This is a genomic window from Methylobacterium sp. GC_Met_3 (genome assembly GCF_026540775.1).
Classification (GTDB): domain Bacteria; phylum Pseudomonadota; class Alphaproteobacteria; order Rhizobiales; family Beijerinckiaceae; genus Methylobacterium.
Map to the genome: position 1 here is coordinate 84002 of NZ_JALNUL010000008.1, position 13319 is coordinate 97320.

Genomic DNA, 13319 nt, shown 5'->3' on the forward strand with positions numbered 1-13319 from the left:
CCCCCCCTGCTGCGCAGGGTACCCTCCCCCACAGAGGGGGGAGGGAGGGCACGCGGTTCGGAAACGCCAAAAAACTCACCACGGGTTGCTCCCGGCGGGGATCGCGGTGCCGGCCTCGACCCGGCGGGTCTGCTCGGCGCGCAGGCGCAGCTTGAGATAGCGGCCCGGATCGTCCGGCAGGGTCTGGAGCCAGAGCCGGTCCGGGCGGATCTCGTGGGCCTCGAAGCTCTTGGTCACCCGGCGAACCTCGCGCTCGGGCGCCTCGGCCACCATGGCGGAACCGCCGCCGGTCCGGCCGCGGCCGGCCGCGTCGCCGGCCGACCCCCGAGCCTGGCCCTTTCCGGCGTCGATCGATTGCTGCTCGGCCTTGCCGCGGCGGGCGACCTTGCTGTTGCCGGGCAGCGACGCGCTGGCGTTCGACTCCTTGTTGCCGGCCAGACCCTCGCCGCTGGAGGCGGCGTTGATGTCGTTGTTCTGGTCCTGGTTGGCGGTGTTGTTGTAGCGGGCGCCGTACTGGGCCGTGCCGTTGGCGATGCCGCCGCCGGGGCCACGGTCGATCACCTCGGCGCGCATCCGGGCGATCAGCGAGCGGTTGGCCTGGGCGTCGGCGTCCCTGGGGTTGAAGCGTAGGGCCTCGTCGTAGGCGGCGAGTGCCCCGTCGAGATCGCCGGCCCGCGCCAGCGCGTTGCCGAGATTGTAGCTCGCCCGGCGTCCCCCGGAGCGGAACAGCGCGATCGCCGCGTCGTAGCGGCCGGCCTCGTAGAGCGCGGCGGCCCGCCAGGCCGGATCAGCGAACACCTCTGCGGCAAGCCCCGGTAGGCCGATCCCCATCAACAGGCGCCCGAACCCGGTGCGGGGCTGCGAGACCGCGAGCAGTGCAAGCAGGCCGAGGCCGGCGAGCGCCAGGCCAGCGATCCGGGCCAGCCGCCGCCAGCGCGGCGGGAGGCCGGCGCGGAGTGGAGCGGAAAAGCCCGTCTCGGGCAGGGTCAGCCGCATCACGCGCGCCTCATCAAGCACTCCTGCGGAACAGCATCAGGGCCGGCAGGGCCGCGATCAGCAGCAGCCAGCGCCCGAGATCCGCGTAGGCCAGCACGCCGTAGCCGCCCGCCGCGAGGTGCTGGGCGAGGCCAGCCCCGACCGCGTCCAGCACCGGGCCGGGGGCCGCGATGTCGGCGGTCGTGCCACCGCCGGCCCGGGCGAGGGCGTCGAGGGCGGCCCGGTCGGGCTTGGGCGCGTTCGACGGCAGCGGCTTGTCGGCGGGGACGAACAGGGCCTGGAGCCGCCAGCCCTGCCCGGCGATCGCGCGCGCCTCGCGGGTGGCGGCCTCGCCGATGCCGTCGCCGTCGCTGATCAGCACCACGTCGGCCGACACCACGTTGGCCTCCGCGAGGGTGCGGCGGGCCAGCGCCAACCCGCGCTCGGGATGGGAGCCGCGGTCGGGCACCGTGTCGGCGTCCAGCGCGAACAGGGTGGTGCCGAAGCTGTCGCGGTCGGTGGTCGGGGAGGCGGCGAGGTAGGCGTCGCCCGCGTAGACCACGAGGGAGACCGCTCGGGTCCCGGCGGCCTCGGCGACCGCGGCGGCGGCCTGCCGGACCCCCTGGAGATTGCCGCCCTCGGTGACCGAGCGCGACAGGTCGACGACGATCACGGTCTCGTCGAGGTTGCGGAAGGTGCGTGCGTCGGCGCGCTCCACCGCGGGTCCGGTCAGCGCCAGGGCGATCAGCCCGGCCGCAAGGGCGGCGGCGAGGTTGGCCTGCCGCCGTCCGCCGAGCACCGCGCCGGTGCGGGCGAGATGGGCCATCAGCGCCGGATCCACCGCCCGGGCCCAGTCGCCGAGCGGTGCCGAGCGCGACGCGGCCCGCAGGACCAGCAGAACGACGACCGGGATCGCCAGGAACCACCAGGGGCGCAGGAGCGCGAATGCGTCGAGGGCGCTCATCGCGGCGACCCGGAGATGGCGCAGCCTTCCTGACGATCGAAGCCGAGCCCTTTCCCGGACAGGTGGAGCGCCAGCGGAACCTGATCCGGGACCCAGCACAGGACGCGCCGCGATCGCGACGCGGGTTGATCGAGACGGGCGCTTCGCAATGTCCCATGCTGGGTCCCGGGTCGCATTCCGCTGACGCTGCATGCGCCCGGGAAAGGGACCGCGCGGGAACGAACGCGCGATATCGCATCGGATTCGTGCCGGACACCTGGAGAAAACTGCGTCAAAGCCCTTCCCTGTCCCATCACGCCCCCCTCCGGCTGGCGAGCAACAGGGCCGCGCTCAGGAGCGCCAAGGCCGCCGGCCACGGCCAGAGGTCCCGGCGCAGCGGCAGGGGCGGTGCCAGGGCGCGGCCCCCCTCCAGCCGGTCGATGGCGTCGGCGACGCGGACGAGATCGTCGGTGGTGCGCACCCGGAACGCCTCGCCGCCGCTGGCCTGCGCCATGTCGCGCAGGGTCTCGGTGTCGACCACATCCTGCTCCCCGTCGGCATCCGCCATGTCCCGGGGACCCAGCGCGATCGTGTAGACCTTGATGCCGAGTTCCTTGGCGAGCTCGGCCACGTCCTTGGGGGCGGTCTGGCCGGCATTGTTGGCGCCGTCCGAGAGCAGGATCACGGCCTTGGCGGCCTTGCCGCCCGCGGGGACGGAGGGGGCGTCGTCCCCGGCATCCCGCGGGTCCAGCCGCCGCAGGGCGAGACCGAGGCCGTCGCCGATGCCGGTGGAGCGGCCGCTGATGCCGATCGTCGCCTCGTCCAGCGCCCGGGCGACCGCCGCAGTGTCGAAGCTCGGCGCGGCGGCCACGTAGGCCTGATCGGCGAAGATCACGAGGCCGATCCGGTCCCCGGCCCGGCGCCGGATGAAGTCGGTGCCGACGCGCTTGACCGCGGTGAGCCGGTTCACGGTCTCGCCGTCGAGGGTGAAGTCGCGCCGCTCCATGGAGCCCGAGAGATCCATGGCGATCATGATCTCGCGGCCCGAGGCCGGAAGCGCGGTCGCCGGCATGACGAGGCGCGGGCCGCTCAGCGCCGCCACCAGGGCGACCCAGAGCGTCCAGGTCAGCGCGGCCCGGCGCCGGCCGCGGGCGGCAAGGTCGGCGCCGGAGCGACCTTCGCCGACCACCGTGCCGGGGACGCGCAGCGCCCCGCTGCCGCCCTCCGGCTCGGCCGGGATCAGGCGCGTGGCCAGCAGCGGCAGGGGGAGGGCCAGGAGCGCCCAGGGCGCGGCGAAGTCGAAGGCCGACAGAAGTGCGCTGAGCCAGGCGGGCAGAACACCATTCATGTCCGCAGCCGTCCGATCAGGCGGCCGAGCTCGGCATCCAGGGCGTCGAGATCCGGCGTCTGCCGGCGGTACAGACCATCGGCGAGCACCCGCCCGGCGCCCCGCGCGAAGAAATCGGTCCGGAACAGCCCGTCGAGGCGGGCCGCCCAGTCCGCCCCCACGGCCCGGCTCTCAACGTCGCCGCCGAGCGTCCGGCCGAGGCGGCGCAGCAGACGGGCCTGGGCCAGCAGCCGCGCCTCCGGATCGAGGCTGCGGCTCCGGGTGAGTTCGGTGAGCGCCGCCCGGCGTACCGTGGCCCGGGACCGGCTGCGCCCATAGCGCACCAGCCCCACCAGCAGGGCGGCGAGGAAGCCCAGGAGCGCCGCCGCGACGATCTCGCTCTGCACGGCTCCGGCGGCACCGCCCGGCAGATGGAGACCGCGGAGCTGATCGAGGCCGAGCGGGGTCTCTGTGGGGATCGTGGCGGGGTTCATCGCGGCGATCCGCCGGGTCCGGCCTCACAGCACCGCATCGAGGCGCTCCATCAGCGGCGCGTAGGCCTCAGGCCCGGTCTCGACGTCGAGGCGCACCCCCGCGATGCCGCGGCGGGCATAGTCGGCGAGCCGGGCCTCGGCCTGTCCGGTGGCCGTCGCCGACAGGGCGGTCCCCCAGTGCCCGTCCGCGAGGGCGAAGGGGTAGTAGCCTGGCGGCCGGGCGCGCTCGAAGGCGTCGCTCACCAGGATCAGCCGGATCGCGATCCGCTCGGCCAGCAGGGTCAGGAGTTCGTCGAAGCCCGGGCCCGGATCGTCCAGGGCACTGGCGACGACGAGATGGCCCCCGGCCGGCAGCAGGCCGCGGGCGAGGCCGAGCGTCGTCTCCAGCGGGGGCTCCGTGCGGGTCGGCGAACCGGTTTCGGCCGCCAGCGCGTCGGCATGGGCCTGGGCCAGCGCCCCGGTCACCGCGATCATGGCGCGCTCGCCGCCCGCCGGCCGCAGCACCGTGGGGGCGCCGGCGGAGGCCACAGCCAAGCCGACCCGGCCGCCATCGGCCGCGACCCGCCAGCCGAGCAGCGCCAGGGCCTCGGCGGCCGCCACCGAGCGGAGCGCCCGGCGGGTGCCGAACAGCATGGAGGGCCGGAAATCGGCGAGCAGCACCACGGCCCGGTCGCGCTCGTCGTGGTGGGTGCGGACATGCAGCTGCCCGGTCCGGGCCGTGGCGTTGCGGTCGATGAAGCGGCGGTCGTCGCCCTCCGACCAGAGCCGGACATCCTCCGGCTCCGAGCCGCGCCCGCGGCGGCGGGTGACGATGCCCCCCGGCAGGCCCGCCAGCGTCCGCGTGGCGGGCGCCGAGCCTCGCCGGGCGAGGTGGCGCAGGCCCATCAGGGCCTCGCCCGAGAGATGGATGCCGTGATCGGTGCCGGAAAGGTCGCGACGCGTGCCGAAACCCGCACCGTCGCTCCCCTCTTGGCGGGCGTTGTCCCGGCCCCCCCAGCTGCGCAGGGTACCCTCCCCCGCAGAGGGGGGAGGGGGCGCGCGGCGCGGGATCTTCAGCCCGAACACCGTCAGAGCGCCCGCACCCGCTGCACCAGCTCGCCGACGACGCCGCGCGCCGTCTTGCCCTCGGCGGCCGCCCGCCAGGTCAGGCCGATCCGGTGTGCGAGGGCGTCGCGGGCGAGTTCGGTCACGTCCTGGGGGGTGACGTGGTCGCGGCCCCGCAGCCACGCCCGGGCCTTGCCGGCCATCATCAGCGCCAGGGTACCGCGCGGCGAGGCCGGATGCTCGATCAGGGCGCGCAGGTCCGGCGCCGCCGCATCGGTGCGGGTCGCCGCCACCAGCCGGACGAGATAATCCTTGAGCGCCGGCGACACGTAGGTGGAAAGCGCCGCCTCCCGGGCCGCGCGCACGTCCGCCAGCGACAGCCGCATCGTCATGGCGTCGACGTGATGGGTGATCTCGCCCTCCACGAGGTCGAGGATCGCCCGCTCGGTGGCCTCGTCGGGCATGTCGACCACGACGTGCAGGAGGAAGCGGTCGAGCTGCGCCTCCGGCAGCGGGAAGGTGCCGGCATGCTCGATCGGGTTCTGGGTCGCCACGACCATGAACGGGTCGGACAGCCGGTGCGTCGATCCTGAGACCGTCACCTGACCCTCGGCCATGGATTCGAGCAGGGCCGACTGCACCTTCGGGGGCGCGCGGTTGACCTCGTCCACCAGCACGAGGGCGTGGAACAGCGGCCCGGGCAGGAACTCGAAGGTGCCGCTGTCCTGCCGCCAGACGGTGGTGCCGGTCAGATCGGCCGGCATCAGGTCGGGGGTGCACTGGATGCGCGCGAAGGAGCCGTCGAGCCCGTCGGCGAGCCGCTTGACCGCGCGGGTCTTGGCCAGCCCAGGCGCGCCCTCGATCAGCAGGTGGCCGCCGGTGAGGAGCCCGATCAGCAGGCGCTCGACGAGGCCGGCGCTGCCGATCAGGCCGCGTTCCAGCCCCTCGCGCAGCGCCATGACGCGGCCGTGCAGGGCGGCATCCGGGATCGTCTCGGGCCGGCGTTCGGCGAGGGCGCCGCTCATGAGCGACAAGATTTCGCGTGGAGAGATCCTGCGCGGACCGTATCCGCCGCCTGGGCTCTGTCCTGCATCCTGCACGCCTCCTCGGCCGGGTCCCGAATTCTTAAGGGATCCTCAGTCTGTTGCCGGTGTGCCTGCTGCCCGGTACGGCCGTCAATCCCGGTTTCCTTGGGCTTTCGGGCCCGGGCCGGTCCACGATGTCACGGTTTCGTCACCGCCCCGCTCGCAAGAACCGCCGATGACCAGCTACGCCGCTCTCCCCGAAGAAGCGAAATCCGCGATCGGCCTGCTCGTGGCCTTCGTGCTGGGCACGATCATCGGGGCCGAGCGCCAGTACCGGCAGCGCACCGCGGGCCTGCGCACGGCCGTGCTGGTGGCGGTGGGGGCCTCGGCCTTCGTCGATCTCGGCATGCGGCTGAGCGGCCCGGACGGGGGTGTCCGGACCGTCGCCTACGTGATCTCCGGCATCGGCTTCCTCGGGGCCGGCGTGATCATGAAGGAGGGCATGAACGTCCGCGGCCTCAACACGGCCGCGACCCTCTGGTGCTCGGCCGCGGTGGGCGCGTTCTGCGGCGCCGACCTGCCCCTGGAGGCGGTGTTCGTGATGGTGACGGTGCTGGCCTGCAACACGGCGCTGCGGCCGCTGGTGAACGCCATCAACCGCGCGCCGATCCGCGAATCCGCCACCGAGGCGACCTACGAGGTCCAGGTCACCACCGCGCCCGGCGAGGCCGGCCCGGCGCAGGACCTGCTGGTGGAACTCCTGGAGGCGGCCAACTACCCGGTCGGCAACGTCGAGGTGGAGGAGCGCGGCGAGAGCGCGGTCGACGTGGTGGCGACGCTCACGGCCAGCGCCGTGAAGGCGGATGAACTCGACGCCGTGACCAACGCGCTCGCCCGCGCCCCGGGCATCCGCCACGCCACGTGGTCGGTGCAGACGGCGGATTGATTTTTTTCGAGGTTTGGTCTGCTCGACCGTAGCGGAGGTGGCTCTCGCTCTGGAGCCGTCATTCCGCACCCGATCGTGTCGATCGGGGAGCGGAGGCTGCGGCTTGAACGTCAGAGCGCCTGCCGACACCGTTCAGCCGCAGGCCGCGCTTTCATGAGTGAACGATGTAATTCAGATCTGACGGTGGCATCATAAAATCAATGTGCTTGTAAATCGAAAATATGAACCGCAGTAAGAATAAATTGGAAGTAAGGCGATAGAGCCTTGCCGCAGCAAAACAGTGTCACATAGTCAGTACATGAAGTGCTTATCAGCGCCACTATGGAGAACATCGACTCCCGTCTGAGGCAGCGCCATGGCATTCACGGTCAAGCACATTCTCATCGCGCTTGTTTGTGCGCTCGTGGCCGCCATCTCGGCGCAAGGTGTGCTCGGTGTTTCTCAGCTGCGATCGGTTCACGACAATGCGCTCGATTTATCGACGAACTGGTTACCAAGCGTATCAAAACTTGGTGAAATCAAATATAAAATAACGCGCTTGCGTCTTGTCGATGCGCGCCTGGTTACCGCGGTCGAGCCCGTCAACGATCTGGTCGAGATCTCGGATCACCGTCTCGGTGAAGCCGAAGCGGTTGCGGCGGGTTACGTCTCCCTGATCTCCAGCACGGAGGAAGGGGGCCCTCTGGACCGGGTTCAAGCAACACTGGAGCGAATACCAGGGGTATCGCGCGAAACTGATCGCGGCGGCGCAAGCCAAGGATCAGCCTGCCCTCAACGCATTGTTCCAGGCCTCGCGCATACCCTTCGAGAAGGCCCTGGATTGTCTCGACCGTAACACCGCCCTGAACGTCGCGGGCGGCGAGCAGTCCACGGCGAGCGCCGGTGAGACCTATGCGCGTTCGATCGGGCTCACGACGCTCCTCTGCTGCCTTGCCCTCACCGTCGGCATCGGTTCACTCGGATACCTGATCGCACGCGTCACGCGTCCGATCGACCGCCTCATCCAGCGCATGAAGGACCTCGCCGCCGGCGACCATCAGGCCGAGATTCCCTATACCGGGCGGGCCAACGAGATCGGCGCGATCGCCCTCGCCCTGGAGGCATCGCGCGCAAGTTCGATCCGCACCCTTCAGCTCGAAGCCGAGACCGTTCAGGCGCGACGCACCGCCGAGGAGCAGCGCAAGGCGGCCCTGCGCCAGATGGCCGACGGCTTCGAGGCAGCGGTGGGTGGCGTCATCGGCATGGTGTCGTCGTCCGCCACCGAGTTGCAGACGACGGCAGAACAGATGACCTCCACGGCTACCGAGACCACGAGCCGGTCGACCGCCGTCGCGGCCGCGTCCGAACAAGCCGCCGCGAACGTGAACATGGTCGCCTACGCCGCGGAGGAGTTGGGCATGTCGGTGCAAGAGATCGGCCGGCAGGTCCGGGGCTCGGCGACGCTGGCCCAGGCGGCCGTGGGCGAAGCGGACCAGACCGCCACCCTGGTTCAGGCGCTGCGTCAAACCTCGGCGCGGATCGGCGACATGGTCGGGCTGATCTCGAACATCGCGAGCCAGACCAACCTGCTCGCCCTGAACGCGACCATCGAGGCGGCCCGCGCCGGCGAAGCGGGGCGCGGCTTCGCGGTGGTGGCGGCCGAGGTGAAGGACCTGGCCGGCCAGACCGCCAAGGCGACGGAGGAGATCGCCGGCCAGATCGGCGAGATCCAGGGCGTGACCGATCAGGCCGTCTCGGCCATCGGTGGCATCACGGGCCGGATCCGCGAGATCAACAGCGTGGCGACCTCGATCGCGGCGGCGGTGGAGCAGCAGGGCGCGGCCACGCAGGAGATCGTGCGCAACGTCGCCCAGGCCTCGACCGGCACGAACGAAGTGACCGGCAATATCGCCGGCGTCGCGCAGGCTTCGGAGGAGACGGGGGCGGCGGCGAGCCAAGTCCTGTCCGCCGCCTCCGAACTGGCGCGCCAGTCCGAGCATCTCCGCGCGGAGGTCGGGCGCTTCCTCGCCACCGTGCGGGCGGCCTGACTGTGCCGGCTTGCATCCCGCGCGGTATCGGATTTCGCCCGAATCCCGGCCCCGCGCGAAACCTCCGGACCCAATCCCCTCTTATCCGCCCGATATCCGGAGGCCGACCATGACCCAGTCTCAAAAAAACGCGCTGATCGTCGGAGCCTCCCGGGGCCTGGGGCTCGGCCTCGTCGAGACGTTCCTGGCGCGCGGCTGGTCCGTTACTGCGACCCAGCGCACCCCATCCCCCGACCTCGCCCGCCTCGACGCGAAAACGCTGCGCGTCGAGACCGCCGATATCGACGACGAGGCGAGCGTCGCCGCCCTGCACGACCGCTTGGCGGACCAGCACTTCGACCTGATCTTCGTGGTGGCCGGCGTTGCCACGCAGGCGCATGACCCGCTGCATGCGGTGCCGCGGGATGTCGCCGCGCAGGTCTATCTTACCAACGCGGTCAGCCCGATCCGCTTCGCCGAGGCGTTCCTAGATCGCTTGGCGCCGGGCGGCAGCCTCGCGCTGATGAGCTCGATTCTCGGCAGTGTCAGCCTGAACGAGACCGGCGGCTGGGAGAACTACCGGGCCAGCAAGGCGGCGCTCAACACCCTGGCGCGCAGCTTCGAGATCCGCCACCGGGCGGAGAACGTCTCGGTGCTGATCCTGCATCCGGGCTGGGTGCGCACCGACATGGGCGGCGCGGAGGCCGATATCGACGTCGCCACCAGCGTCACGGGCCTCGCCGACGTCATCACGGCCCGGCTCGGCCAGCCGGGCGCGCAGTATCTCGATTACCGGGGCGCGACGCTGCCCTGGTAGGGCCGGATCCCGTCAGCGCGGGGGCGCGAGGGGCCGGGTGCGGCGCTCGATCACCACGGTCGGGCGGGTGCGGCGCTCGACCACGACGGTGCGCGGGGCCCGGCTCGGGCTGGCCTGGGTCATGATCCGCTCCGGCATGCGCTCGGGCTTCACCTTCTTGGCCGCCAGGACATGCGGGCGGACCTCGTCGACGGGCAGGCCGATCAGGCCGGCCGCGATTTCGGCCTGCTGCTCGACATCGTCGGCGAGGTCCTGGGCGGCCGCGACCGCCTCGTTCACCGTCGGCGGCTCGCGGCGCACCCGGATCGGCGGGAGGTCGGCGAAGCTCTTCTGTGTCTTCTTCACGGGGCGACTCGCGGTCTTCATGGGACAGACATAGCGCTTTCCAGGGCGGTTGTGCAGTGCATCAAAGATCTGTGACGGATCATGACGGCGCATGGCTGATCAAGCTTTGCCCCCCGCGACGCATCGGTTCGGCGGGGCCGTCGAGCACGCGAAAACCTCGGACCCGCATCCTTTCCCATTGGGCATCCCGTGCGACATAGAAGCGCAGACGGGATTGCGCAACGGATTCCCGCCCATGCCGCCGGGCGTTCATCCCATCGTGAACCCGTTCTGGTAGCATTTCCCCATGACCGACTCCCTCGATTCCCGGCTGACGCCCGCCCGCTCCGACATCGCCGATGAGCGCCTGCGCGGCCGGGTGGCCGCCGCGCGCTTCGTGGCCGGCAGCCCCCGCCGGGTGACGGCGCCCTTCGCTCCCCTGCGGCGCGCGCCTGCCCCGGATGCCGGGCTCGACACCGAAGCGCTGCTCGGCGACGCCGTCACCCTGTACGACGCGGCAAACGGCTTCGCCTTCGTGCAGCTCGCCCGTGACGGCTATGTCGGCTACCTGCCCGCCGACAGCCTCGGCCCGGCCGGGCCGGAGCCGACCCACCGGGTCACGGCTCTGCGCACCTTCCTGTATCCGGAACCCGACCTGAAGCGGCCGGTTCTCGCCCATCTGAGTTTCGGGGTGCGTCTGGTGGTGACCGGAGCGACGGGCGCGTATCTGGAGACCCCGGGCGGCTACGTGTTCGCCCGGCACTGCGCCCCCGTGGCGGACCATGCGCCGGACTACGCCGGCACGGCCGCGCGCCTCGTGGAAACACCCTATCTCTGGGGCGGCCGGACGACGCTGGGGCTCGACTGCTCGGGCCTCGTGCAGCTCTGCCTGGATGCGGCGGGGCTCGCCTGCCCGCGTGATGCCGACCTGCAGGAGCGGGATCTCGGGCAGGCGCTGCCCCTCGCTCTGACCGGCCTGCGCCGGGGCGATTTCGTGTTCTGGCGCGGCCATGTCGGGCTGATGCTCGACCCGGAGACGCTGATCCACGCCAACGGCCACCACATGGCGGTGGCGGTCGAGCCCCTGGCCGGGGCGGTGGAGCGGATCCAGGCGAACAGTTTCGGCGCGGTGACGGGAATCCGGCGGCTCTGACAGGCTGCCGCAGGCGCCCGTGCGGCCTCGCTCCCCGCGCAGGGTCGGGACCGGTCTCGCGGCACCCCGTGAGGTTCGGAGCGGACGCGGCTCCAATTCCCGCGGCAAACGTGCTACAGAGCCCGTCCGCTTCCCTGTTCTGCCCGGTTCGTAGGGCAATCCTGTTGACAGGACAGCCCCACCCTCGCCACATCGCCCGCATGACCGCTACGATCACGCCTTCCGAGCCCGTCGCAGGCACCACCGGCAAGCCGCCGCTGGAGATCCTGCTCTGTGCCCCACGCGGCTTCTGCGCCGGCGTGGTGCGGGCCATCGACGTGGTGGAGCGGGCGCTCGCGATCTACGGGCCGCCCGTCTACGTCCGGCACGAGATCGTGCACAACAAGTACGTGGTCGAGAGCCTGAAGCGGAAGGGCGCCGTGTTCGTCCGCGAACTCGACGAGGTGCCGGATGGCGCCGCCCCGGTGATCTTCTCCGCCCACGGCGTTGCGAAGACCGTGCCGGCCAACGCCGATTCGCGCGGGCTGACCACGATCGACGCCACCTGCCCGCTGGTGACCAAGGTCCACCGCGAGGCCGAGATCCATCACAAGCGCGGCCGCCATGTGCTGCTGGTCGGCCATTCGGGCCACCCGGAAGTGGTGGGCACGATGGGCCAGTTGCCCAAGGGTTCGATCACCTTGGTGGAGGATCTGGAGCAGATCAGCGCCCTGAACCCCGAGAATCCCAACAACCTCGCCTGGGTGACCCAGACGACCCTGTCGGTGGACGACACCCGGCACATCGTCGAGGCGCTCAAGCAGAAATTCCCGACCATCACCGGGCCGCACAAGGACGACATCTGCTACGCGACCACCAACCGCCAGGAGGCGGTGAAGCAGGTGGCGCCGCTGGTCGATGCCCTGATCGTGGTCGGCTCCTCGAACTCCTCGAATTCGCAGCGCCTGCGCGAGGTCGCCGAACGCGTCGGCTGCCCGATCACCCGCCTCGTGCTGCGCGCCGAGGAGATCGATTGGCCGGCCTTCGAGGGGATCCGCAAGCTCGGCCTCACCGCCGGCGCCTCTGCGCCCGAGGTGCTGGTGGAGGAAATCATCGACGCCTTCGCGGCCCGCTACGACGTGGTGGTCGACACGGTCTCGACCGTGATCGAGGACATGGTGTTCCCGCTGCCGCGGGAACTGCGCAGCGAGGCCGCCGAATAGGCAGCCTGGACACAGGCGCAGCAGGCTTTATGCGGGGGCGCTTCGGCGCCCCTCGTCGTATCGAAGTTCCAAAAATTCAGAGCGCGAACACGTGGCCGTCTACACCGAGGTATCCGACACGGCGCTCGCCGATTTCCTGTCGGCTTACGCGATCGGAAGCCTGCTCTCCTTCAAGGGCATCGCCGAGGGCGTCGAGAACTCGAACTTCTTTCTCCAGACCACCGGCGGCTCCTACATCCTGACGCTCTACGAGAAGCGGGTGCGGGAAGCCGACCTGCCGTTCTTCATCGGGCTGATGGAGCATCTCTCGGCCCGCGGTCTCGCCTGCCCGCAGCCGGTGCGGGACCGGGCCGGCCAGGCCCTCGGGCAGCTCTGCGGCCGGCCCGCCGCCATCGTCAGCTTCCTGGAGGGCGTCTCGGTCAAGACCCCCGGCGTCGAGCATTGCCGGGAACTCGGCCGGGCGCTCGCCGCGCTGCATGCTGCCGGCCGCGATTTCCCGATGGTGCGGGACAACAGCCTCTCGGTCTCGGCATGGCGGCCGCTCTTCGCGCAGGCCGAAGATCAGGCCGACACGGTCGAGCCCGGTCTCGCGGCGCGCACCCGGGACGACCTCGCCTTTCTGGAGGCACACTGGCCGAAAGGCCTGCCGGGGGGCGTGATCCACGCGGATCTGTTCACCGACAACGTGTTCTTCATCGGTGACGCCCTGTCGGGGCTGATCGACTTCTACTTCGCCTGCACGGACGCCTTCGCGTACGACATCGCGGTGTGCCTGAACGCGTGGTGCTTCGACCCCGACGGCACCTTCCACCACGACATGGCGACAGCCCTGTTTGCCGGCTACGAGGCTGTCCGCCACCTTGAGCCCGCCGAGGTCACGGCCCTGCCGATCCTGTGCCGGGGGGCGGCGCTCCGGTTCATGCTGACCCGGCTGGTGGACTGGCTGAACGTGCCGCCCGGCGCCTTGGTGAAGCCGAAGGATCCGCGGGAATTCGATCGCCGGCTCACCTTCCATCGCCAGGCGCGGGACGCGCGGGATTACGGGCGGCAGGGCTGAGGACCG

Annotated in this window: 13 protein-coding genes and 1 pseudogene; 7 read left to right on the forward strand and 7 right to left on the reverse strand. The window is 71.2% G+C overall.

The genetic code is table 11. The features are described 5' to 3' along the window. Positions 1-75: 75 nt before the first annotated feature. From OXS27_RS13090 to OXS27_RS13115, 6 genes are all read right to left on the reverse strand, one after another. Positions 76-996: a tetratricopeptide repeat protein gene (locus OXS27_RS13090; RefSeq protein ID WP_243917696.1), complete on the reverse strand. Its 921-nt coding sequence runs from the start codon at positions 994-996 to the stop codon at positions 76-78. A gap of 13 nt (positions 997-1009) precedes the next feature. Next, on the reverse strand, positions 1010-1939 hold the full coding sequence (locus OXS27_RS13095) for a VWA domain-containing protein (protein WP_267356541.1): 930 nt from the start codon (positions 1937-1939) through the stop codon (positions 1010-1012). A gap of 292 nt (positions 1940-2231) precedes the next feature. After that, positions 2232-3266: a VWA domain-containing protein gene (locus OXS27_RS13100; RefSeq protein WP_243917539.1), complete on the reverse strand. Its 1035-nt coding sequence runs from the start codon at positions 3264-3266 to the stop codon at positions 2232-2234. Continuing rightward, entirely contained in the window at positions 3263-3739 is a 477-nt protein-coding gene (locus OXS27_RS13105; RefSeq protein ID WP_267356542.1) for a DUF4381 family protein, read from the reverse strand. Before OXS27_RS13105 ends, OXS27_RS13100 begins: the two co-directional genes overlap by 4 nt. A 24-nt stretch (positions 3740-3763) precedes the next feature. Next, positions 3764-4624, reverse strand: coding sequence for a DUF58 domain-containing protein (locus OXS27_RS13110; RefSeq protein ID WP_267356618.1), 861 nt, complete (start codon positions 4622-4624; stop codon positions 3764-3766). 182 nt (positions 4625-4806) lie between these two features. Then, the gene (locus OXS27_RS13115) at positions 4807-5808 is read right to left on the reverse strand and encodes a MoxR family ATPase (RefSeq protein ID WP_267356543.1); all 1002 of its coding nucleotides are present in this window, start codon (positions 5806-5808) and stop codon (positions 4807-4809) included. 235 nt (positions 5809-6043) lie between these two features. Here OXS27_RS13115 and OXS27_RS13120 point away from each other — a divergent pair, with 235 nt between their 5' ends. From OXS27_RS13120 to OXS27_RS13135, 4 genes and pseudogenes are all read left to right on the forward strand, one after another. Then, entirely contained in the window at positions 6044-6754 is a 711-nt protein-coding gene (locus OXS27_RS13120; protein WP_243917545.1) for an MgtC/SapB family protein, read from the forward strand. Between the two features lie 355 nt (positions 6755-7109). Further along, complete coding sequence (locus tag OXS27_RS13125) at positions 7110-7589, forward strand: hypothetical protein (RefSeq protein ID WP_267356544.1); 480 nt, start codon at positions 7110-7112, stop codon at positions 7587-7589. 7 nt (positions 7590-7596) lie between these two features. Continuing rightward, a pseudogene (locus tag OXS27_RS13130) lies at positions 7597-8781 on the forward strand (HAMP domain-containing methyl-accepting chemotaxis protein); the annotation flags it as partial. 109 nt (positions 8782-8890) lie between these two features. Further along, entirely contained in the window at positions 8891-9577 is a 687-nt protein-coding gene (locus OXS27_RS13135) for an SDR family oxidoreductase (RefSeq protein ID WP_243917549.1), read from the forward strand. A gap of 12 nt (positions 9578-9589) precedes the next feature. On the opposite strand, the gene OXS27_RS13140 is transcribed toward OXS27_RS13135, so the two are convergent. Next, a complete protein-coding gene (locus tag OXS27_RS13140; protein WP_267356545.1) occupies positions 9590-9922 on the reverse strand; it encodes a hypothetical protein in 333 nt (110 codons plus the stop codon). Positions 9923-10208: 286 nt separating this feature from the next. Here OXS27_RS13140 and OXS27_RS13145 point away from each other — a divergent pair, with 286 nt between their 5' ends. The 3 genes from OXS27_RS13145 (at position 10209) to OXS27_RS13155 (ending at position 13313) form a co-directional block, all read left to right on the forward strand. Next, the gene (locus OXS27_RS13145; RefSeq protein ID WP_267356546.1) at positions 10209-11054 is read left to right on the forward strand and encodes an NlpC/P60 family protein; all 846 of its coding nucleotides are present in this window, start codon (positions 10209-10211) and stop codon (positions 11052-11054) included. A 200-nt stretch (positions 11055-11254) separates the two neighbouring features. Then, complete coding sequence (ispH, locus tag OXS27_RS13150; protein WP_243917555.1) at positions 11255-12256, forward strand: 4-hydroxy-3-methylbut-2-enyl diphosphate reductase; 1002 nt, start codon at positions 11255-11257, stop codon at positions 12254-12256. Between the two features lie 91 nt (positions 12257-12347). Continuing rightward, positions 12348-13313, forward strand: a complete 966-nt coding sequence (locus OXS27_RS13155; protein WP_243917557.1) for a homoserine kinase — start codon at positions 12348-12350, stop codon at positions 13311-13313. Positions 13314-13319: the final 6 nt, after the last annotated feature.